Source organism: Sphingobium sp. YR768 (genome assembly GCF_900111125.1).
Classification (GTDB): domain Bacteria; phylum Pseudomonadota; class Alphaproteobacteria; order Sphingomonadales; family Sphingomonadaceae; genus Sphingobium.
Genome location: NZ_FOGE01000015.1, coordinates 83,357 through 105,497, shown reverse-complemented (window position 1 = coordinate 105,497; position 22,141 = coordinate 83,357). Strand labels below are relative to the sequence as shown.

Here is a 22,141-nt window from a genome sequence, read left to right as displayed (position 1 = left end):
ATAGGGATGGGTTGAACCATGCGCCGGAGAGCATCCGGGGCATGGTTCGCTATTTTCAGGAGAGTGATGACGTGAGTGTCGCCTTTCGTCGCGAGAGCGATGATGAGCATATGGAGCCCAAGTTCGAGCTGCCGATCCCGCCCGGTCCCAATTGGGTGACGGCGCGCGGATTGCGGCTGACGCGGGACAAGGTCGAGGCGCTGGAAGCCATCGACACCGCCGCCATGGAGGAAGAGGCCGCCAAGAAGCATAAGCGCGAATTGCGCTATTGGCGCACGCGGCTGGCGACGGCGGAATTGCGGCCGGTGGCGGATGGCGAGGCCGTCGCCTTCGGCACACGGGTCACCTATCGGCTGAACAAGCAGGAAAAGACGGTTGCGCTGGTCGGCGATGACGAAGCCGATCCCCATGAAGGCCGGATCAGTTTCTCCTCCCCCCTCGCCCGCGCGATGATGGATGCGGAAGTCGGCGAGAAGGTGGATTTCGCCGGGAAGGTCGAGGCGATCGAGATTGTCGCGATCGAGATACTCACCGAAGAGTGATCATGAAAAAGCCCCCCGATTTCCACCGGAGGGCTTTTTCTTTGCCGTAACGGCCAATCAGGCGCCGCGTGCCGCCTCGAACAGGAACCAGGCGCGCTGTTCGGCCTGATCGGTCCAGTCGTCGACAATGCCTTCGGTGGCGTTATCGCCCGCTTCGGTGGCGGCGGCCTTCACCGCGCGGAAGGTTTCGACCAGCGCCAGATTGTCGTCGCGCAGTTCCTTGAGCATGTCGGCCGGGCTGACGAAGTCGGCGTCATTATCTTTCACGCTCTGGTGCCGGGCGATATCGCCGATGGAACGCAGCGTGACATTGCCGGTCTTGCGCACGCGCTCGGCGATCAGGTCGGTCACGCCCAGAATCTCGGTCGCCTGCTCATCGAACATCAGATGATAGTCGCGGAAATGCGGGCCGGAGACGTGCCAGTGGAAATTCTTGGTCTTCAGGTACAGCGCATAGCTGTCCGCCAGCGCACCGTTCAGCGCTTCGGCGACGGACTTGGTCGCGTTGCTTTTCAGATCAGTCGGGGTCTTGAGGTCGGGGGCGGTCATTCACTGTCCTCCTGTTCGGGAAACTGGTTTCGGACATATAATGATCGCGCGGCAAGTTGGTGCCATTTTTTCACGACGGAAATCCCGATCAGGCTGATCAATGCCTTCGATCAGATGATCCCCGTCGCGGACAGCGCCATGAGGACGCCGACAGCGAGCAATATGATCCCTCCGGTCCAGCGAATCGCGCGCAACGGCAGGGCAGCCAGTAACTGGCCGCGGACCACCACCACCGGCACCAGCGCGACGATGACGCCGATCGCACCACCTATGCCAGCGAGGATGGGATCAGCCGTGCGCGTCGCGATGCCCAGGATCAGGAATTGCGGGCCGTCGCCAAAGCCCAGGATGAAAAGGCCCAGCGCCGTGGTCAGGAAGGCGCCGGTCCGCCAGCCACCGAGCGTGTCGGGCGGAGAAGCCCGCCAGAACAGGCCCACGCCCAGAAACAGGATGGAAAGCGCCAGGAACAGCAGCCGTGCGTCGCTCCCCAGCATCGGGCCGATCCACGCACCGGCAAAGGCGGATATAGCCGCATTGGCCACCGCTGCCACGATGATGCCGCCGATGATCGCGCCATTGCGTTCATAACGGGTGGCGAGCGCAAGCACGAGCAACTGGCTCTTGCCCCCCATTTCGCCAAGCAGACAGCCGAGCAACGCGATCAGCAGGGCGTCCATCGGCCAGCCGGGCTCAGGCGCGCAAGGCTGTGACGGTGGCGATGGTCGGCGGAATGATCGGCACGATATCGACCACCGGCATATCCTCGGCAATCGCATCGCGCATCAGGTCGAGATAGGAGAGCACCACCGGCCCCAGACCATGGAGCGAGGTGGCCGACCCCAATGTGGCGGCCAGCCCCTCCACCGCGTCCAGACCAAAGGCACGGGCGATGTGGCGAATCTGGTCGACCTCATCCTGCAAGCGAGCAACCGAAAAATGGCCCCGCTGCCCCGCCAGCCCATCGACCCGGCGCATCAGGTCCGTTAAAATCGCCAGCATCGGATCATGTCGCATGGGATGCACTCCCTTCGTTTCGCCCCGTTTCTTCATAGCCTTACCCGGGTTAAAGGCGCGTAAAGCCTGAAGGGCCAATCGTCGCAGCCTTGACAGAGGGCCGAATCTGGCCCATGGGCGACCGCTGAAACGGGCGGTCCGCCACTCACCATTGGCGAGCCGCTTTATTTTTTACGCTCTTTACGACCAGGGAATAAGGCCATGGCCAAGCCAGCAACTGTCAAGATCCGCCTCGTCAGCACGGCTGACACTGGCTTTTTCTACGTCACCAAGAAGAATCCGCGCACCAAGACCGAAAAGCTGAGCTTCAGCAAGTATGACCCGGTCGTGCGCAAGCATGTCGAATTCAAGGAAGCCAAGATCAAGTAAGCCGCTGCGGGCCTTTCGCCCGCGCGCCTGATCTTTCCGGCTTTTTCGGAACGGACAAAGGCCCGTCCCTGCAAGGGAGCGGGCCTTTTGCTGTTGGCCGGACATGCCGGGTGCCAGCCGGATACGGAAAAGGGGGCGCTCCTGCCGGAACGCCCCCAATAAACCCCTGCCCTCAAAGGACAGGGGCCTTTTCCGATATTAGTTGCCGACCGGCTTGGCGTCGGTACGGCGCACGACGATGGTCGAGGAACGCGGTTCCTGACCCGACACCGGCCATTCGCCGGTCGGGTGCTGGATGTTGATGAAAAAGTTGGTCAGGTCCGGCGTATAGGCGATGCCGGTGATCTCGCACCCTTCAGGCCCCACCAGGAAGCGCATCGACTTTTTGGTCGACTGGTCGATGTAGAACATCGCATTCTGGCCGAACACCTGTTCGATCGTGCGCGACGAATCACCCGAATTGCCCGGCACCGAATGATCGGTCTGGACCCACAGACGGCCCTGCGGATCGATGCGGATGCCGTCGGGGCTGGAGAAGGTGTCGCCGTTGATATTGCCTTCCAGCTTGTCGCCGAAACCGGCCAGCGACGGATCGCCCGCCAGCAGGAAGATTTCCCAGGTGAAGGTCATGGCCAGCGGCGAGTTGCCGGTTTCCTTGAACTTCACGATATGCCCGTGGCGGTTGACGGTGCGCGGATTGGCGGCGTCGGTCGAACGGCGGCTGCTATTGTTGGTCAGCGTCACGAAGATGGCGCTGTTGTCGGGCGCAACCGTGATCCATTCCGGGCGATCCATCACCGTACCACCGGCGACACGCGCCGCCGAGATGGTGTTGATCATGACATCGGCCTGATTGTTGAAGTCGACCGTCGTCGGGGTGATCGGCGTCGCGCTCTGGCTGGTGTTGCCGGGGTCGGACGCGCCAGCGGTCAGGCCGTTCTGCCCCTGAACCAGCGCGCGCCATTCGCCCGTGCCGTCCGCATTGAAACGGGCGACATAGAGCGTGCCATGGTCGAGCATGTCGCGGTTGTTGGCGCGATTGCTCGCGTTGAAGGCGCGATCACAGACGAACTTGTAGATGCAGCCCGGCGTGCCGTCATGACCCATATAGAAGGCGACACGGCTGTTGCTGTCGACCATGTGGGCGACATTTTCATGGTCGAAACGGCCGAGCGCGGTGCGCTTGGTCGGCGCATCCAGTTCCTGATAGGGATCGATTTCGACCACCCAGCCGTAATTTTCCTCCGGCTGCGTCGGATCGAGATAATTGTCGGTCGATTCCTCGCAGGTCAGATAGGTGCCCCAGGGGGTGCGGCCCGACGAGCAATTGTTGAGCATGCCCTTGATCGTGCCGGACAGCAGACCAGCGGCAGGACCGGTCGCCTTGTAGCTGCTGTTGCCTGTGTAGCGCTTATTATATTTAGAGCCCGACTTGACCGACCATTTGCCGTCGGAAGCCTTGGCGATTTCCACCACGCCGATGCCGACGGCCGACAGGGCCAGCGCCTTCTGGTCGGCGGTCGCGGTCGCGGCGTCATAGCCGCCCGCCATCAGGATGTTGAAGTCGGGATATTCGAAGTTCAGCGCCAGCAAGCCGCCACTATTGGCGTTAGTGCCCGACAGTTCGAAATATTCCATGCCGTCATGATTGCCGCCGGCCCACTTTTCGGCGTCGGCCGGGGTCGGATAGCTGCCCGAATAGGCGGCGCCGGTTTCGATCGAATCGCCCGCCTTCAGCAGGATGTCGACGGTATAGCCGTTGGGCACCGTCACCGTATCGTTCATGTTGGCGGCGACCGGCGTGAAGGCGATGCCATAGCTGGGCGTCGGGGTCGGCGTAGGCGTGGGGGTTGGCGTCGGGCTGCTCGAATCATCGTCATCGTCGCAGGCGGCCAGCGCGCCCAGCATCGGCAGGATCGACAGGCCGAGCAGGCCGTTCTTCAGGATGGTGCGGCGGGCCGGATTGGCCGCGACGATCGATTCCAGGCTGTTGTCGCCCATATCAATGGTCGGCTGCGCGTCGCGATAGGCCGCGCGCGCCTCGTCGGTCAGATGAGACATGAATATTACCCCTGTGCGTTCAGGCTGTCGGCAATGCGCCGCGCCCCTGCGTTGCGGGGGGTGACAGACGGGGATGACGCGAAAAGGGCGGGTCGATGTAGGCGTGATGAAAGCTGGATGACGATATTGTGAAGCGCTTTGCCCGATCGTTACAACAGGGCGTTCACCTGCTCCACGAAGCGCAGCACGGAAATCGGCTTGGACACATAGGCTTGCGCCCCCGCCGTGCGAATCCGTTCCTCATCGCCCTGCCCCGCATAGGCCGTGACCGCCATGATCGGGACGGCGGACAGCCGGTCGTCGGCCTTCAGCGAAATGATCAGGTCCAGCCCGCTGACATGAGGCAGATGGATGTCGGTGATGACAAGATCGGGCAGGAACGCCTGCGCTTGCGCCAATACGTCGCGCCCGTCGCGCAGCGGAAGCACTTCATGCCCGTGCGCGCGCAGCAGGTCGCAAAAAAGTTTGAGATTGAGTTCGTTGTCCTCGACAACGAGCACGCGCTTTGCCACCAGTCACCCGCGTTCCGAAATGCCTATTGGAGCGCACCCGTCAGCCGCCCCGCCCCGAAAGGCCATCATGCGACCCACAGCCGAGAATGGCAAGCCGGATAGCCGACAGGATAGCGCGGAAGAGGCGGCAACGCTGGCGCTGATGGCGCTGGGCTGGACGCTGGGCGACAGTGGCCGTGCCGATCGGTTGCTGGCGCTGACCGGCCTTGATGTCGACGCCCTGCGCGCGGGGATCGACAATCCCGCCATATTGGGCGCGGTCCTCACCTTCCTGTCCGACCATGAGCCCGACCTGATCGCCTGCGCCGAAGCGATCGACGCCACCCCCGCCGCCCTGATCGCAGCGCAGCAGAGATTGAACGCATGACCCGTCCCCTGATCATCACCGACTGCGACGAAGTGCTGTTGCACATGGTCGTGCCGTTCCGGGAATGGCTGGACGAAACCCATGGCGTGCATTTCGACATGCGCGAGCGGGGTTTTGCCGAGGCGCTGCGGCACAAGGATAGCGGCGAGCCGCTGGAGCGGCAGCATGTCTGGGAATTGCTGCTGGGCTTTTTCGAAACGGAAATGCACCGCCAGACTCCGATCGCAAATGCGGTCGAAGCCTTGCTGCGCCTGTCCGTGATCGCCGATATCGAAGTGCTGACCAACATTACCGAGCGGCATCAGGCGGCACGGGCGCAGCAACTCGCAGCCCATGGCCTTACCCTGCCGGTCCACTGGAACCAGGGCGGCAAGGGTCGGCCTCTCGCGGCGATCGTCGCGGAGCGGCAGCCCAGCGTCGCCTTGTTCATCGACGATCTGGCCGAACATCATCATTCGGTCGCCACCCATGCGCCGGGCGTCTGGCGGCTGCATCTGGTGGGCGAACCCGAAATCGCCGCCTATGTGCCGACCGCGCCCTATGCCCATGCCCGGATCGACGATTGGGCCACCGCCGAACACTGGATCATGGAGCGACTGGCGCAAGGCCCGGCCCCGATCGAATCACCTTTATCCGATGGAGTTATCGCATGAGCATCGAAGCCCGTATTGCCGAACTCGGCATCACCCTGCCCCAGGCCGCCGCACCGGTCGCCGCCTATGTGCCCACGGTGGAGGCCAATGGCCTGCTGCATATCAGCGGCCAGATCGCCCTGGCGCCCGATGGCCTGATGACCGGCCGACTGGGGGAAGATCGCGACCTGGACTATGGCGTCGCCGCTGCGCGCGTCTGCGGCCTCAACCTGATCGCGCAGATGAAGGCGGCGCTGGGCGACCTCGACCGGGTCGAGCGGATCGTGAAGCTGGGCGCCTTCATTTCCAGCGCGCCGACCTTCACCGACCAGCCCAAGGTCGCCAATGGCGCATCCGAACTGATGGTCGAGATTTTCGGCGAAGCGGGCAAGCATGCGCGCAGCGCCGTGGGCGTGCCCGTCTTGCCGCTGGGTGCGGTGGTCGAAATCGACGCGGTCGTCCTTGTCCGCCCGGCGGCCTGATCGCCCGACCGACTGGCTGACCGCCCGCCCCTTCGCCCATAGGGGCCTGCATGGGGGCTGGATCAGCGAAAACGGGATGGCGGCCTTCGAAGCCGCCATCGCTGGCCATTACGGCATCGAATGCGATGTCCGGCCAAGCCGGGATGGCGCCGCCTTCGTGTTTCACGACGCCCGGCTGGGTCGCTTGGCCAGCCGGGACGACAAGCTGGCCGATCTGGATGGCGCCACGCTGGATTGCCTAGCGCTGCCCGATGGCGGCATGATCCCGCGCCTCTCCACATTGCTAGCCCGCTGCGGCGGACAGACTCCCTTGCTGGTCGAAATCAAGTCGGATGACCGGGACATCGCCCCGATTTGCCGGGCGGTGGCGCATGACCTCGCATCCTGGCCCGATGCGCCCGTGGCGGTCATGTCCTTCAACCCCCGGGCGATGCGCTGGTTTGCGCGCCATCGCCCCGATCAGATACGCGGACTGGTCGTGACGCAACAGGGCAAGGGCTGGCTGCGCGGCCGGATCGAACGCACCCTTGCGCTTTGGCTCGCGAAACCCGATTTTATCGCCTGTGACATTCGCGACCTGCCCTCCGCCCTGTCCCGCCGCGCCCGCGCAAGGGGTCTGCCCGTGCTGACATGGACGGTGCGCAGCGACAGCGACCGCCATCGTGCAGCGGTCCATGCCGACCAGATCATCTTCGAGATCGCGCATGGCTGACGTCACGGCACGCATCGCGTCAGGCGTGGCGGATTTCGACCGTGCGGAGTGGGATGCCTGCGCGGGGGATGCCAACCCCTTCGTGTCATGGGATTTCCTCGTCGCGCTGGAACGATCGGGCAGCGTGGGCGGCGCCAGCGGCTGGCAGCCCATCCCGCTCGTCATCGACGGCTCGGACGGCCGCATCGCCGCTGCCGCGCCCGCCTATGGCAAGAGCCACAGCCAGGGCGAATATGTGTTCGACCATAGCTGGGCCGACGCATGGGAGCGGGCTGGCGGACGCTATTATCCCAAGATCCAGATCGCTGCCCCCTTCTCCCCCGTGCCCGGCCCGCGCCTGCTGCTGCGCGATCCTGAACAGGCGCCCGCACTGATCGACGGACTGGAGATGCTGGTCGAGCGCAACGGGCTGTCATCGGCCCACGCGACCTTCATCGATGCCGATCAGGTGCCGCTATTCGAAGCGGCAGGATGGCTGATCCGCGAGGATAGCCAGTTCCACTGGACCAATCGCGGCTATGGCAGCTTCGACGATTTTCTGGCCGACCTGTCGAGCGAAAAGCGCAAGAACATCCGCAAGGAAAGGCGACGTGCCGTCGAAGGGCTGGAGATACTGCACCTGACCGGCAGCGACCTGACCGAAGCGCATTGGGATATTTTCTGGACTTTCTACCAGGATACCGGCGCGCGCAAATGGGGCCAGCCCTATCTGACCCGCGCTTTCTTCTCGATCCTGGGCGAAACCATGGCGGATAAGGCTTTGCTGATGCTCGCTCTACGCGACGGCCAGCCGATCGCGGGCGCGCTCAACCTGATCGGCGCGGACACGCTCTATGGTCGCTATTGGGGCTGCACCGAAGATGTCCCCAACCTGCATTTCGAACTTTGCTATTATCAGGCGATCGACGTCGCCATCGCGCGCGGCCTGAACAAGGTCGAGGCCGGTGCACAGGGCGGCCACAAGCTGGCACGCGGCTATGCACCTGAGCCGACCTGGTCAGCCCACCATATCCCCAATCCGGGATTTCGCCGGGCGATCGCCGATTTTCTGGCCGCCGAACGCGAAGGCGTGCAGCGCGATCGGCTATGGCTCAGCGAACGAACGCCGTTCCGGAAAGGCGACTGATCAGGCGGCCCGCATCTGCGTGAAGGCGATCACCGCGCGCGCCTGACGCTGGGCTTCGGCGATTTCGCGGGCCGTCATTTCCTCGGCGATTTCGGCGCGCATCGATTGCCCCTGCTCGCTGCCACGCAGCGCGGCGAGGTTGAACCATTTATGCGCTTCGATCAGGTCGATCGGGAGTTCGCCTTCGCCGCAGCTATAAGCGACGCCCAAGTCAAAACAGTCGTCCGCCGTTCCATATGCCGCCCGCGACAGGCGGGCTTCCATCAGAAATTGTGCGCTCTTGATGCTGTTACCCATGATGTCTGCCCCTGTTCAATCCTAATGCAATGGATCTGGACCCCCTTTTCCACGAGCAGCAGGTTGGACCGGGAAGCGATAAAAAATGGTTAACGCGAAATTTTCCATGATATCATAGGAAGAAATGGGCCTCTGCTTGGAATGATCGGGTGCCGTTACGGCATTGCGTGGCAGATAAAGACTGGAACAAGGGGCCTGTTGCCCCCATAGCCGCCCGCATGACCCAGACACCTTCCACCGCCGCCCCATCGCGAGAAATCCATTTCCGCGAATTCGTGCTGCTGTGCGCCTGCCTTATGGCGATGAACGCCCTGTCGATCGATCCCATGCTGCCGGCGCTGCCGGATATCGGCCGTGATCTGGCCATTCCGCATCCCAACGACCGGCAATTGATCATCAGCATCTATTTTCTGGGGCTGGGGTTCGGATCGCTGCTGTTCGGCGTGCTGTCCGACCGGTTCGGGCGCAAGCGGGTCCTGGGATGCGCGATGGCGCTGTTCATCCTGTCCACCATTGCCTGCGCCAGTGCGCAAAGCTTCTTCATGATGCTGGCGGCGCGGGCCAGTGCCGGTTTCTTTGCCGGGGCAAGCCGCGTCATCACCGTCGGCATCGTCCGCGACCAGTTCAAGGGTGACGCCATGGCGCGAGTCATGTCATTGATCTTCGCGGTGTTCATGCTGATCCCGGTGATGGCGCCCAGCTTTGGACAAGCGGTCCTGTGGGTCGCGCCATGGCGCTGGATTTTCTGGGTGCTGGTGATTCTGGCCAGCCTGATCCTGGGCTGGATGATCACGCGCCTGCCCGAAACGCTCAAGCCCGAAAACCGCATCCGCATCACGCCGGGCGCCCTGCTCCACACCATCGGCACCGTCATCCGCACCCGCAGTTCGATCGGCTATATGCTGGCGAGCGGCGTGGTGATGGGCGGCCTGATCGGCTTCATCCTGTCGATCCAGCAGATCTTCTTCGATGTGTTCCATGCGGAGAAAATCTTCCCGATCGGCTTTGCGACGATCGCCGGCTGTATGGGACTGGGCAGCCTGATCAACAGTCGGCTGGTGTCGCGCTTCGGTGCCCGGCGGATGAGCCAGAGTGCGCTGATCGCCTTCATCCTGATCGCGGCGATCCATCTGGCGGTGATCCTGACCGGGCATGAGACGCTGGTCAGCTTCATGGCGCTTCAGGCGATGACGATGATGACGGTCGCCTTCACCGCGTCCAATTTCAGCGCAATCTCGATGGAACCGTTCCACAAGGGGGCTGGTGTCGCATCGTCCTTCCAGGCCTTTCTGACGACCGCCCTGTCGAGCGCTTTGGGCAGCGTGGTCGGGCGGGCATTCGATGGCACGACACTGCCCTTCACCATCGGGTTGCTGGTCTTTGGCTCGGTATCTTTCCTGATCGTGATCTGGGCCGAACATGGCAAGCTGTTCACGCGCCCCAATCTGGGTTCGCTCCGCGACGCCGACGTCGACTTCCATTAAAATGGAGCATTAAAAAAGGGGCGGTTTCCCGCCCCTTTTTTTGCTTCGATCAGGCGTCCTTGCCGCCCGGCGTATGCGCGCCGGGAAGCGGCGGCACCGGCTGCGGCGGGATGCCCGCATCATCTTCCGCGACATCCACCACGCCCCGGCCGACATGGCTGCGGCTGCGGCTATAAGCGAAATAGACGATCAGGCCGACGGCAGCCCAGCCGACGAACATCAGCTTGGTTTCGACGCCCAGGCTCCAGAAGAGATAGAGGCAGCCCAGGATCGCGATCGGTGCGGTCACCATGATCGCGGGAGTGCGGAACGGACGGGCGCGGTTCGGATCGGTCTTGCGCAACTGCATCACCGCGATCGACACGGCGGCGAAGGCAAAGAGCGTGCCCGAATTGGAGATGTCGGCCAGAATGCCAACCGGGAAGAAGGCGGCGAACAGCGCCACGAAGATGCCGGTCAGGATGGTGATGACATGCGGCGTCTTGTAGGTCGGGTGGACCTTCGAGAAGACGGCCGGGAGCAAGCCGTCACGGCTCATGACGAAGAAGATGCGGGTCTGGCCGAACATCATCATCAGGATGACCGAGGGCAGCGCCAGACCGGCGGCGAGGCCGAGCAGGTTGCCGATCTGGGGCCAGCCGATTTCACGCAGGGTCCAGGCCAGCGCCTCCTTCGAGCAGGTGACGGCTTCCGTACCAGCGGCGGCCAGCGCGGCGCATTGCTGCGACAAAGCGGTCGAACCGGGGGCCAGCACTTCGCCGGCCGGACCAGCGACCGGCTGGGCGCCGACGGTGCCGATGACGCCAGCGGCAACCAGCATGTAGAAGATGGTGCAGATACCGAGCGAACCGATCAGGCCGATCGGCATGTTACGCTGCGGATTTTTGGTTTCTTCCGCGGCGGTCGAAACGGCGTCGAAACCGACATAGGCGAAGAAGATCGAGGCGGCCGCAGCCGAAATGCCCGAAAAACCGAGCGGGGCGAAGGGCGTGAACTTGTCCATGTTGATGACCGGCAGGGCCAGAACGATGAACAGGGTGAGCGCCGACACCTTGATCAGCACCAGCACGGCGTTGACGGTCGCGCTCTCCTTCGTGCCGATGACCAGCAGCCAGGTGACGAGCGACGCGATCAGCATCGCCGGCAGGTTCACCATGCCGCCATCGAACGGTCCGCGCGTCAGCAAATCTGGTATGTCGAGGTGGAATGTATGTTCGATCAGGCCCACGACATAGCCGGACCAGCCCACCGACACGGCGCCCGCGGCGACCGCATATTCCAGAATCAACGCCCAGCCGACCATCCAGGCGATCAATTCGCCCATCACGGCATAGCTATAGGTGTAGGCGGAACCGGAAACCGGGACCATCGCCGCCATTTCGGCGTAACATAGCGCTGCTACGGCGCAGACGAAGCCGGCAATGACGAAGGAAAGCATCATGCCGGGGCCGGCCTTCTGCGCCGCCTCCGCCGTGAGCACGAAAATGCCGGTGCCGATAACGGCGCCGATGCCCAGCATGGTCAACTGGAATGCGCCCAGCGACCGGTGCAGCGATTTTTTCTCTGCCGTCGCCAATATGGCGTCGAGAGGCTTAACGCGCCCGAAAATCATGAATGATGCCCTTTACACTCATCTGTTTTGCTCGGGCAGCGTGACGCCGCCCCCCTTGAGCTATGAACGCGAGACTATCGCCTAATCCGCCACGCGCAAGTATGTTGCGTGGATGAGACATGCTCGTCCAATAGCGGCGCAGACTGACAAGGAGCTGACCTATGATCGAATTGCTGCGCGCGAACGGGCTGGAAGACGTGCCGCACGGCTTTGCGGGACGGCGCGGCGGCGTATCGACGGGCGTGCATGCCGGGCTGAATGTCGGCCTTGGGTCGCAGGATGATCGCGAAGCCGTGATGCGCAACCGTGATCTGGCGCGGGATGCGCTGCTGCCGGGCGCGACTCTGGTGACGGTGCATCAGGTGCACTCCCCCGATGTGGTGACGGTGACCGATCCGATCGCCGACACCGCACGACCCGCCGCCGATGCGATGGTGACGAACCATCCGGGGCTGGTTCTGGGCATATTGACCGCAGACTGCGTCCCGGTGCTGTTCGCCGACGCGAATGCGGGCGTCGTGGGCGCGGCCCATGCCGGGTGGAAGGGCGCGATCGGCGGCGTGACCGACCGGACGATCGAGGCGATGGTCGCGCTGGGCGCCGATCCGGCCCGAATCGCCTGCGCCATCGGCCCCTGCATCGGCCGCGCCTCCTATGAAGTGGGCGACGATTTCGCCGCCCGCTTCGAACAGGACGACAGCGCCAATGAGCGCTTCTTCACCCCCGGACGTCCCGGCCATCACCAGTTCGACATAGCAGCCTATGTGGCCACACGCCTTGCTGGTGCAGGCATCGGACGGATCGCCCTGCTGGACGAGGACACCTATAGCCAGCCCGACCGCTTCTACAGCTATCGCCGCGCCTGCCACGCGCAGGAAAGCGACTATGGGCGGCAGATATCGATGATCGCTCTGCCCGATGGCGCCTAATTCCGATACCGGACGGCTGGACCTCCGGTAAAATTCGGCTACGTCTTCGTGCGCGAGAGACAGAGGGAGCGCGGATGAACGACGCAGGGCAAGCCGTGGCAATGCGCACAGCAGTCGATCAGGCGATCGTCGCCATGCAATCGGGCGATATCCAGGCCGCCAATGCCCTGATCGCACCCTTCCTGCATCTTGATGCGGCAGAGATCATCCGGGTGCAGGCCCTGTGCGCGTCACGCGAACGCCATTATCGCGATGCCGCCGCGCTGTGGCAACGTTGCGCCGCACAGCAACCCTTGTCACGCGCGGATCAGGGTAGGCTGGGCCTGGCGCTGGAGCAATGCGGGGACATCGGGGCTGCCCTTTCCGCCTATCGCGCCTTTTTGCCGGCGAAAGGGCGCAATGCCGGCGGCGTTCCGCGTGAAGCCGCCATTCATGCCACGCTCGGCCATCCTGTTTTGGCCTTCGACCTGCTGGACAGCGCCGTGTCGCTCCATCTGGGCACGCCGATCGAGGCTGAGATGCGCCGCCTGCGCGCCCGCGTGGCTACCGATGCCGGACGGCTGACCGAAGCACTGGCCGACCAGATGGTGGCGGATGCGCTTCAACCCGACGATCCGTCCGCCCTGATCGGCATGATCGACATCTTCCTGAAAGACCGCGATGCGGCGCAGGTGCGGCGTGTCCTACAAACTGCCGCCCTCCGCTTCCCGGCAGACCGGCGCTTTCTGACTCATGAAGCGCGGCTGATCAACCAGCAGGGCGACGATGCCGACATGTGCGCCTTTCTGCAACGCATCAACTCTCTGCCGCTGGACGCAGCGATATTGGGACGGATCGTCCTGAAGCTGGTCAACGGGCGCAATCATTATTTCTCCGACACGCTCCAGCATCGACTGGCGGAACTGACGGGCGCGAACGACGAGTTGCGAGGGCTGATCTTCCGCCGTCATTCGCAGGAGAGTGATGAAGCCGTGGCGTTGCGCAACGCACGCGCAGAGTTCGAAACACACCAGGCCTATCCCGACAGCCCGGCCGCAATCGTGGCGCGCGGCAGGCTTGCCGAAGCCCTGGTCAAGAATGGCGCCACGGACGAGGCCGAAGCCATGATCGACGCCTTACGCGCGACGGTACGAGACTGGCCCTATAGCCCGCCCGTGCTGGGCCAGATATTCGAATGGCAGGATGCGCAGCGCGGCCGGATCGCACAGGCGCAGGCATCCTATTGGCATCGACGGCGGATGACGGCCGGGCTCGATCGCAGCCACGAATTGCAATGCCTCAAGGCGCTGTCCGGCCCGCCCCCATCGGTGGTCGTTTTCTGCCAGCTGCGCAACGAGCTCGTCATGCTTCCAGCCTTCTTGGCCCATTACCGTCGGATCGGCGTGCGTCGTTTCGTGATGATCGACAATGGATCGACCGATGGCAGCCGGGAATGGCTGATGGCCCAGGAGGATGTCGAACTCTACAGCACATCGGCAAGCTTTCGCCGGGCGGCCGCAGGCAATCATTGGTTCAATCCGCTGATCGCCCGTCCCGACTATGCAGACACATTATGTCTGCGCGTCGATGCCGACGAACATCTGGTCTATCCCCATTATGAAAGCCGCCCGATCAGCGCGCTGTGGGATCATATGCGGGCGGAGGGGGCTGAGGTGCTGGCGGGCTTCATGCTCGACATGTTGCCCGAAACCATGGCCGCGCTGGACGATCCACAGGGTGATTTCACGCAGGTCTGCCGCCATTTCGACCCACCTGCTGCCCCTGCCCCCTATATTCTCGCGCCCTATGTCAACTATAGCGGCGGACCGCGATCGCGACTGCTCGACTATCGCCCCATGCCGCTGACGAAAAGTTCGGGGCTGCGCGGCGGCGGACGGATAGAGCAACTCTACGCCTCGCATTACACCTCCCCGGCTAAGGTCGCATCGGTTTCGATGCTTTTGCTCCACTATAAGTTCCGGCCCGATTTCGCCGAGCGCGCCCGACGGGTTGCGGCCGAGCATCAATATGGTGACAGCTCGCAGGAATATAGCTGCTATGCCGATCTGGAGACAGATCGGGCGCGACCGATGCTGTCGGCCGATTCCCGCCGGTTCGAAGGATCCCAATCGTTGATCAATGCCGGCGCGCTGCGGTCCACGCCGCAATGGGACGCCTATGATCATGGCGCCGTCCCGCCGCCGGTTACGCTTCATTGGTCGATCACCCCGATCGTGCGGGAAAATTGGGGCGACAAGCTCAATCCCCATCTGGTCGAGTTACTGACCGGCCGCCCGGTCCACCACGCGCATCATGTGCGCAAGAGCGATCCGGAACCGATCCAGAGCGTCATCGGCAGCCACCTTGCCAACGCCAACGGACGCACCATCGTCTGGGGCACCGGCTTCATCGCGGCGGGCGACCGCGTCCGCGAGGCGCCAAGGCGGATTTGCGCGGTGCGCGGCCCGATCAGCCGCCAGATGCTGCTGGATCAGGGGATCGACTGTCCGCCCTGCTATGGCGATCCGGCGCTACTGATGCCGCTCTTCTATCGCCCGGCGGCGCGCAAGCGACACAAGCTCGGCCTGATCCGCCATGTCCGCGATCAGCCCCTGACCGCCATTCCCGCGCTGCCCGAAGGCATCATCGAAATAGACATCAACGGCGAACTCTTGCAGGTGATTGACCAGATCGCCGCCTGTCGCCGCATCGCATCCAGCTCGCTGCATGGCATCATCGCCGCCCATGCCTATGGCGTACCAGCGATGTGGCTGAAGTTGGGCGACAATCTGCTGGGCGACGGCACCAAGTTCCGCGACTATTATGCCTCGACCGGAACATGGGACATCGAACCCGTACCGTTCGGCGAAGGGGATACGTATCGCGATCTCTATGACCTGTGCCAGCTACCCGCCATGCCGGTCGACCTGGCGGCGCTCCTGCGTGCCTGCCCGTTCATCGACACCGCGCGACAGGACGAACTGATCGCCCGCCTCTGAAGGGTTTCGCGTCAGCGCTTTCGCGCCGACACCCGGTCAATAATCCTTCGAATAGCGCAGGTTCGCCGACGATCCGGCATTGGTGCCGGTCTTCGACAACAGGCTCAGCGTCTTCGACAGGGCGATTTCCAGCTGCGTCGCGGTGAAGCCCTTCGAATCGGTGATCACCTCCACATAGATATTGTTGGAGATATGCTGCCCGACCGCCAGCGACGTGCTGCGTCCGGTCGCTTCATCGCCACCAACGATACCGATGCGGTCCAGCCCGGTCGCGCCCTGTAGCTTGCCCATCGGATTGAGGCCGCCGCTGCCACCCCGCAACCCGTTGAGAGCAGCAGCAAGCTGGATCGCCTGCGTCGCGGAGAGGTTGGCGACATTCTCGCCGAACAGGATGCGCGACAGGATTTCATCCTGCGGCAAGGTCGGCGTGGAGATGAAGGCGATTTCCGGCTGCTGCGCCGATCCGGTCACCTGAAGGCCCGCCGTCACGCTGTCGATCGTCGTTTCCGCCTTGATAGCCAGCGTCGGGTTCAGCATCGGCCCGTTGAAGGTGATGATGCCCTGCTCCAGATCGAACTGATGGCCCGAGAAGCTGTAGCGGCCACGCAGCACCTGGATCTTGCCGATGACACGCGGCGCGGCGGTGGTGCCGGTCACGCGCATGTCGGTTTTCCATTCGGAATCCAGCCCCATGCCGGTGACATAGATCTGATTGTCCGCCCGCACCCGAATGTCGAGCTTCCAGTCGGTCGCTTTGGCTTCCGCCTTGCGCGCCGCCAGCCGCTGGTCCAGGGCATCGGGGCCAGCGCCCTTGCGCCGGATGCCGGTCAGCTCGCGAATCTCGGTGCCGCCCTGCCACGCCACCTTGTACCGGGTTTCGGGCAGCGACAGGTCGCCCTTGATCAGGCCGCCGGTCTGCGCGCTGTTGGTGATGTTCAGCGTACCGCTGACGACGCTGGTGATGTCTTCGCTGCGCGCCAGTCGCGCATGATCCATCTTCACCGCGATCGCCATCGGGAAGCCGCTGTCCGCCGCCAGCCCGACATTGCCGGACGCCTGCACGGTGCCGTCACCGGCCCGGCCGGAGAAATCACGGATTTCCAAATGATCGTTGGTAAAGCGGCCATCCAGCTTCATCTGGGTGACGCGGGTGCCGAACGTCTCATTCTCATAGGTCAGCGCATTGGCGCGCACCACGCCATTCAGGCGCGGATCGGCCAGCTTCCCGCTAAAGTCCACCGCAACCGCCAGCCCGCCCGTCAGTTGCTGGTCGGCCAGCCCCGCGAAGGAGAAGAGCACATCGGCCGGCCCCGCATAGCGGATGCCCCCGCCAAGCGGCGCATTCTGCAACTGCTCCGCCCAGCTTGCGCCAGCCCCCGGTGGCGCCAACGTCGCGACGAAGCGGCCGAGCGTGCTGTTCCCTTCGCGGATCAGTCCGCGCATGTCGCCGCCCGCCGAAGACAGCTTGCCTTCCACATTCATCGACACCGGATCGGACACGGCGCTCAGGCTCGACCGGCGGAAATCGGCGATGGCCAGCCGCGTCGTCGCGGTCGGGAAGGCGCTGCCCTGCTGGCTATAATCCAGCGTGCCGGTCGCCCGCCCGCCAATGCCCAGCCCCGGCGAAGCGAGATTGACGATCGCCAGATCGAAATCCTTGAACCGCGCCTGCGCGGTCGTGCTGTCACCGAAGCGACCCGCCAGATCGACCTTGCCCTGCGGCAGGACCAGCGTGGCCGGTTCCAGACGATAGCCGCCCTGTTCGACCCGGATGATGGCGGGCTGCGCCAGCTTGAAGTCGATATTCGCGGCCTTGCCCTGCATATGCACGGCATAGAGATCGGGCCGCAGCGCCGCGTTGACCGCGACCGAGAAGGGCACGCCGCTGGAGCCATCCGCAACCAGTTGCGCGCGCCCGCGCCCGCCCTGATAGTCCACCCGCGCCCGCGCCTTGCGCACGACATAGGCGCCATAGGCCGCATTGGCGATCTGCGCGTCGGCCTTGATCTGCGGCTGGTCGGTCAGCAGCATGGAGGCGGTGACGATCGCCCGGCCGATGACGATATCCGCTTCGCCAGGCAGCTTGGCATTGCTGGCCGTGGCGTTCACGTCCACCCCCTGCACCTTACCGACCGCCGCCAGCTTGACCGCGCCGTTGATGCCGGAGCCGTTCATCGCCAGTTGCCCGGTGAAGGGACCGGCGGCGCTCTGCTGGATGCGGCCGTTCATGTCGATCCCGGCAAATCGGGCCTTCGTCACGTCGATGGTCAGCGGCCCCTGTGCCGTCCGGATCAGCACATTGGCGAAGAAGGGACCATAAGGCGAACCACCCGTGGCTTCGAGCCGATAGCCCGCCGCCTCGCCGTTCAGCCTGGCGACCACGTCGGTCAGTTGCACGCCGACATTGGGCCGCGCCGCGCGCAACACCGCCTGCGGCCGCTCCATCGTCCCGCGCACCGTCAGTGCCAGCGGGCCATATTGTTTGGACGAAGCCGTCGCATCAAACGCGACCTGCCCGTCGGTGTCGTAGCTGCCCGAACCGCTATGGATGGTGAAATTGGGCGCCGCGCCCTTCAGGCCCGCCAGCGTGAACTTGCCCTCCGGCGTCATGCCGATCCGGCCGGACATGACAGCATTGCCGCCCAGAAAATCGCGGACCGATGCATTTTCCCACCGTGCCGTCCGCACGCCAAAGCGCCCGCCCAGACCAAAGCCGCCCCTGGGACCGGGGATCAGCTCCACATCGGTATTGAGGTTGACGATGCCGACGCCGTCCACCTTGTAATCATTCACCCGACCTTTGAGCGCGCCGCGATAGATGGCATTGTCGATGTCGGCGAGCACGATGGCGGTGGCGTCGATCTTGTTGCTGTCGATCTTCAGATTGTCGCTGATCAGCTTGCCCGCAGCATAAGCGAAATCGCCCTTTACCCGCAGATTCTGGAGCAGGCCGCCCGCCGCGGCGTTGAGGCCGGTCACACGGGTCGCCGTGGCGTTCACCGGAATGCGGATGCGATCGGCGTCGATCACCGCCCGGCCGCTGGCCTTCAGATTCTCGATCCCGGTCGCGTCGAAGGCGATGCTCTTGGCGGTGATGTCATAGTCGATGAAAGGCGTCGCCATCGGCCCATCGAGGATGATGGAGGCGCGCACGTCGCTGCCCTTCACCTTTTCCATGATCGCACCGGGCGTCAGCAGCGCGGCGTTGATCTTCAGCGCGCTGAACTGGCTCTTGCCAAGGTCGATCAGGCCCTGCGCATCCGCCGTCATGGCGGGCGAGCGCACCGTGCCCTTCAGGTTCACGCGCCGTTCGTTGAGACCGGCGAACAGGTCGACGTCCAGTTGCGGCGCGGTCAGCCGGTCCACCGGCCCCTCGAACACCAATCCGGGCCGCACCGGTCCCTTGGCGGTGAAATTGCCGTCACGCGCGGCCAGCGCGATATTCGCCAGTTCGCCCTTGGGCGTATGGGCGATGATCCGGCCGTCCCACGCCTGCCAGCTGCCCTTGCCATCCAGCGTCGCGGTCATGCCGTCGGTCAGGCCCGACATGGCGGCAATGACACCGCCCTTGGGCGCGGTCAGCGTGCCGCTCATCGCCAGACGATTTTGCGCGGGCACCGCATCCAGCTTCGCCTGCAACCGATCGCCGCTGTCGACAATGGCATCGGCGGACAATATCGCCCGGCCGTCGGCAATATGGGTGACGCCGTCGATCGCGATTTCGCGCTTCTGGCCGATCACCGGCTTGGCCAGGATGAACTTGCCAATCTTCATCCGGTCGACGTCGATGTCCAGATCCGGCAGGATCGGCGCGTTGGGATCGCTTTCCACCACATTGAATTGCGGGCTGCGCGCCAGCACGACCAGCGGCGTTTCCAGCAGGCTGACCGAAATATGGTTGTTGATGTAGCGGAAGGGGCGCCACACCACATGCACCTTGGGGCTGACCGCGAACACGCCCTTGGGATCGCGCAGCACCAGATCATGGATCGTCATGTCGCTATAGATCGATCCGTCGATCCGGCCGACCTCGATCTTCATGCCGGACTCCATCTGAAGCGCGGCAATCTGCTGGATCAGGAATTTCTTGCCCGGCTGGGTATTGAGGCCCAGCAACAGGCCCGCGACCAGCACGACCAGCCCCACGACAAGGCCGACGGCGCCAATCGCGATCTTCTGCCACAAAGGCCGCTTCGCGCGGATCACCATGGTTTCGGTGGCGGCGGGCGGGGTGTCATCCTGCGCCATCAGAAGGCCTGTCCGATGCCGATATAGAGGGAGAATTTGGATTCACCGGGCTGCCGGTTGATCGGCATCGCTATGTCCGCGCGGAAGGGGCCGAAATTGGTGTAGAAACGGCCACCCAGGCCGACGCCATAGCGCATGTCGGAGAATTTGGGCATGGAGCTTTCATAGACCTGACCGGCATCCACAAAGGCGACGACGCCATAATTGCCGAAGCGATAGCGGCTCTCGACCGCGAATTCATTGACCGACCGTCCACCGATCGGATCATTATTGGCGTCCTTCGGCCCCAGTTCCTGATAGCCATAGCCGCGCACCGATCCGCCGCCGCCCGCATAGATGCGCCGGGACGGCGCAACATCGTCGCGGCTGACGCCGGTGATCGTGCCGACCTTGGCCCGGCCCGCAATCACCAGACTGTCGGACACCGGATAATAGCCGGTCAGGTCGAAGCTGGCGCGCAGATAGGGGGAGAAATTGCCCTGGAGCGATCCTTCCGGTTCGGCCCGCACGGTGGCGCGGAACCCCTTGGTCGGGTTCAACAGGTCGTTGGACCGGTCATAGCCGATCTGCACCGGCAGGCCGCCGATGAAATAGGTGCGCCGCGTCTTGTCCGCCGTCGCCGGATCGACCACCACCTGTTCGTTGGTCAGCAGGATTTCCCCGCCATAGCTGTATGTCCAGCGCTTCTGGAAGATCGGCGTTGACGCACGCGACCAGCCGATGTTGAGACCCGCCGTAAAGGCTTCATAGGCGTCGTAATTCTGGTGATTGAGCGTGATGCCGGTCTGGAACGTCTTGTCCCGCTTGCCCGCATTGGAGCGGCGGAATGTGCCCGAAACGCCCTGTTCCTGCGTGCCCGCGATCACGCCACCGATCAGCGCGCCTTCGGGCGGGAAGAGGTTGCGGTGGGTCCATGTCCCCTCCGCGCGGAAGCCCTGCCCCGTGCCATAGCCTGCCTCGCCCGCCAGCGTGCGTGGCGGCCCGGCTTCCTGTTCGACATGCAGGTCGACATATTCGGTGCCATCCGGCGCGACCTCGCCCGTCCGCACAGGATCGACCCCGACGGTGGAGAACAGCCCGGTCGCCACCAGCGCCTTGCGCAGATCATCCACCTTGCGGCTGTCATAGATCTGGCCCGGCTTGTAGCGCTTGATGACCTCCATATGGTCGGCGCCGAACGCCTGCTTTTCGCCGCTGGTCGTGATCTTGCGGAAGGTACCGCGCGGTCCGACATCGACCGGCAGCGTATAGTCGCCCGTCACCGTCGCGGCATCGAGCAATATGTCTCGTTCGCCGACCTTGGCGAAGGCATAGCCATTTTCCGGCAGCTTCAGCGCGACATTGGCCTCCGCCCCCTCGACATTAGTGGCGATGATATAGTCGCCGGTCTTGAGCGGCAGGCTGTCACGGATCAGCGTCGGCGGCACGGTCGGATCGGCGGTGACGACGATCGCGCCGATCTTGTAGCGCTTGCCCGGCGTGACGGAGATGACGGCCTTCAGCGTCCCGTCCCCGGCCTGATCCAGGCTGGCGAGCGCGGTCGCATCATAATAGCCCTGCGAATAGAAAAGGCGCGTGGCGAGCTTTTCATCTTCATGCGCGCGCGCCTGCACCATGGCGGCGGTTTCCGCCTTGCCCTTTCCATCGATCAGGGCCGATTCGGCGCGGAATTCATCCTCCAGCCCGGTCTTGCCGAACCCTTCGATGCTGGTGGCATAGCGGATATCGGGCAGCTTGGCATTGGGATCGCTATTGGCCGCCGCATTGGCCGGAACCGTCACGCTGTCGAGCGGCGGCAGCGGCTGCGCCAGTTCCTGTTCTTCGGCCGGTTCGGTCGCCGGCGGCAGATCGGTCGCCGCACTGCCCTGCGCCGGCATTTGCTGGTCGATCCAGTTGTCGATCGACGGCAGGGGCGCGTTGGGATCGGCGCCCTCCATCTTGGACAGGCGGGCCTCAAACTGGTCATCGGGCAGGATCGGTTCTTCGGTCGCGGGCTCCGTCGTCGACGGCGCCGTCTGCGCCATCAGGGGCAGAGGCGAGGCCGTCAGCAGGAACAGGCTCAACATGCGCCGGACATGATATGCCTGTCGTCTGATCATGAACCTGCGATGCCCCTTTCACGCCGCGCATTCCACATGCGCAGCAAAGAGGCAATACGCTCAGGATGTTGCGACGGTTCCGCCTGCGACATGATTTGGCCTGCTTCCCTCATGACGTCACCCGGTCT

19 protein-coding genes are annotated in these 22,141 nt (G+C 63.9%); 10 read left to right on the top strand and 9 right to left on the bottom strand.

Annotated elements, in window-relative coordinates:
• Positions 1–71 precede the first annotated feature (71 nt).
• Positions 72–542, top strand: coding sequence for a GreA/GreB family elongation factor (locus tag BMX92_RS16835; protein WP_093018667.1), 471 nt, complete (start codon positions 72–74; stop codon positions 540–542).
• A gap of 57 nt (positions 543–599) precedes the next feature.
• Here the strand turns inward: BMX92_RS16835 and BMX92_RS16830 are convergent, their stop codons facing one another.
• From BMX92_RS16830 to BMX92_RS16820, 3 genes are all read right to left on the bottom strand, one after another.
• On the bottom strand, positions 600–1,091 hold the full coding sequence (locus tag BMX92_RS16830) for a Dps family protein (RefSeq protein WP_093018578.1): 492 nt from the start codon (positions 1,089–1,091) through the stop codon (positions 600–602).
• Between the two features lie 110 nt (positions 1,092–1,201).
• A complete protein-coding gene (locus tag BMX92_RS16825) occupies positions 1,202–1,768 on the bottom strand; it encodes a TMEM165/GDT1 family protein (RefSeq protein WP_093018576.1) in 567 nt (188 codons plus the stop codon).
• A 13-nt stretch (positions 1,769–1,781) separates the two neighbouring features.
• On the bottom strand, positions 1,782–2,105 hold the full coding sequence (locus BMX92_RS16820; protein WP_093018665.1) for a hypothetical protein: 324 nt from the start codon (positions 2,103–2,105) through the stop codon (positions 1,782–1,784).
• A 201-nt stretch (positions 2,106–2,306) separates the two neighbouring features.
• Here BMX92_RS16820 and rpmG point away from each other — a divergent pair, with 201 nt between their 5' ends.
• Positions 2,307–2,474: a 50S ribosomal protein L33 gene (rpmG, locus tag BMX92_RS16815; protein WP_006959016.1), complete on the top strand. Its 168-nt coding sequence runs from the start codon at positions 2,307–2,309 to the stop codon at positions 2,472–2,474.
• Between the two features lie 198 nt (positions 2,475–2,672).
• On the opposite strand, the gene BMX92_RS16810 is transcribed toward rpmG, so the two are convergent.
• Both BMX92_RS16810 and BMX92_RS16805 read right to left on the bottom strand, forming a co-directional pair.
• On the bottom strand, positions 2,673–4,535 hold the full coding sequence (locus tag BMX92_RS16810; RefSeq protein ID WP_093018574.1) for a PhoX family protein: 1,863 nt from the start codon (positions 4,533–4,535) through the stop codon (positions 2,673–2,675).
• 149 nt (positions 4,536–4,684) lie between these two features.
• Positions 4,685–5,047: a response regulator gene (locus BMX92_RS16805; RefSeq protein WP_177185103.1), complete on the bottom strand. Its 363-nt coding sequence runs from the start codon at positions 5,045–5,047 to the stop codon at positions 4,685–4,687.
• Between the two features lie 67 nt (positions 5,048–5,114).
• Between BMX92_RS16805 and BMX92_RS16800 the strand changes: the two genes are divergently transcribed.
• From BMX92_RS16800 to BMX92_RS16780, 5 genes are read left to right on the top strand one after another with little or no spacing between them, the layout of a single operon-like run.
• Entirely contained in the window at positions 5,115–5,414 is a 300-nt protein-coding gene (locus tag BMX92_RS16800; protein ID WP_093018661.1) for a DUF3572 domain-containing protein, read from the top strand.
• Positions 5,411–6,067 (top strand): hypothetical protein, encoded by a 657-nt coding sequence (locus tag BMX92_RS16795; protein ID WP_093018572.1) that lies wholly within the window; start codon positions 5,411–5,413, stop codon positions 6,065–6,067. Before BMX92_RS16800 ends, BMX92_RS16795 begins: the two co-directional genes overlap by 4 nt.
• Entirely contained in the window at positions 6,064–6,528 is a 465-nt protein-coding gene (locus tag BMX92_RS16790; protein WP_093018570.1) for a RidA family protein, read from the top strand. Before BMX92_RS16795 ends, BMX92_RS16790 begins: the two co-directional genes overlap by 4 nt.
• Positions 6,509–7,240 carry a glycerophosphodiester phosphodiesterase family protein gene (locus BMX92_RS16785; protein ID WP_256213474.1) on the top strand — a complete coding sequence of 244 codons (732 nt, stop codon included), beginning with the start codon at positions 6,509–6,511 and terminating at the stop codon, positions 7,238–7,240. The genes BMX92_RS16790 and BMX92_RS16785 overlap by 20 nt, the downstream gene beginning before the upstream one ends.
• Entirely contained in the window at positions 7,233–8,366 is a 1,134-nt protein-coding gene (locus tag BMX92_RS16780; protein ID WP_093018566.1) for a GNAT family N-acetyltransferase, read from the top strand. Before BMX92_RS16785 ends, BMX92_RS16780 begins: the two co-directional genes overlap by 8 nt.
• Here the strand turns inward: BMX92_RS16780 and BMX92_RS16775 are convergent, their stop codons facing one another.
• Positions 8,367–8,663: a hypothetical protein gene (locus BMX92_RS16775; protein ID WP_093018564.1), complete on the bottom strand. Its 297-nt coding sequence runs from the start codon at positions 8,661–8,663 to the stop codon at positions 8,367–8,369.
• A 218-nt stretch (positions 8,664–8,881) separates the two neighbouring features.
• On the opposite strand from BMX92_RS16775, the gene BMX92_RS16770 reads away from it, so the two are divergent.
• The gene (locus tag BMX92_RS16770; protein WP_093018562.1) at positions 8,882–10,147 is read left to right on the top strand and encodes a multidrug effflux MFS transporter; all 1,266 of its coding nucleotides are present in this window, start codon (positions 8,882–8,884) and stop codon (positions 10,145–10,147) included.
• A gap of 49 nt (positions 10,148–10,196) precedes the next feature.
• On the opposite strand, the gene BMX92_RS16765 is transcribed toward BMX92_RS16770, so the two are convergent.
• Positions 10,197–11,759, bottom strand: a complete 1,563-nt coding sequence (locus tag BMX92_RS16765) for an amino acid permease (RefSeq protein WP_093018560.1) — start codon at positions 11,757–11,759, stop codon at positions 10,197–10,199.
• Between the two features lie 161 nt (positions 11,760–11,920).
• Here BMX92_RS16765 and pgeF point away from each other — a divergent pair, with 161 nt between their 5' ends.
• Both pgeF and BMX92_RS16755 read left to right on the top strand, forming a co-directional pair.
• Positions 11,921–12,688: a peptidoglycan editing factor PgeF gene (gene pgeF, locus BMX92_RS16760; RefSeq protein ID WP_093018559.1), complete on the top strand. Its 768-nt coding sequence runs from the start codon at positions 11,921–11,923 to the stop codon at positions 12,686–12,688.
• A gap of 74 nt (positions 12,689–12,762) precedes the next feature.
• Entirely contained in the window at positions 12,763–15,666 is a 2,904-nt protein-coding gene (locus BMX92_RS16755) for a glycosyltransferase family 2 protein (RefSeq protein ID WP_093018557.1), read from the top strand.
• 36 nt (positions 15,667–15,702) lie between these two features.
• On the opposite strand, the gene BMX92_RS16750 is transcribed toward BMX92_RS16755, so the two are convergent.
• Complete coding sequence (locus tag BMX92_RS16750) at positions 15,703–19,914, bottom strand: translocation/assembly module TamB domain-containing protein (RefSeq protein WP_093018555.1); 4,212 nt, start codon at positions 19,912–19,914, stop codon at positions 15,703–15,705.
• Positions 19,914–22,013, bottom strand: coding sequence for an autotransporter assembly complex protein TamA (locus BMX92_RS16745; protein WP_093018553.1), 2,100 nt, complete (start codon positions 22,011–22,013; stop codon positions 19,914–19,916). The genes BMX92_RS16750 and BMX92_RS16745 overlap by 1 nt, the downstream gene beginning before the upstream one ends.
• Positions 22,014–22,141 lie beyond the last annotated feature (128 nt).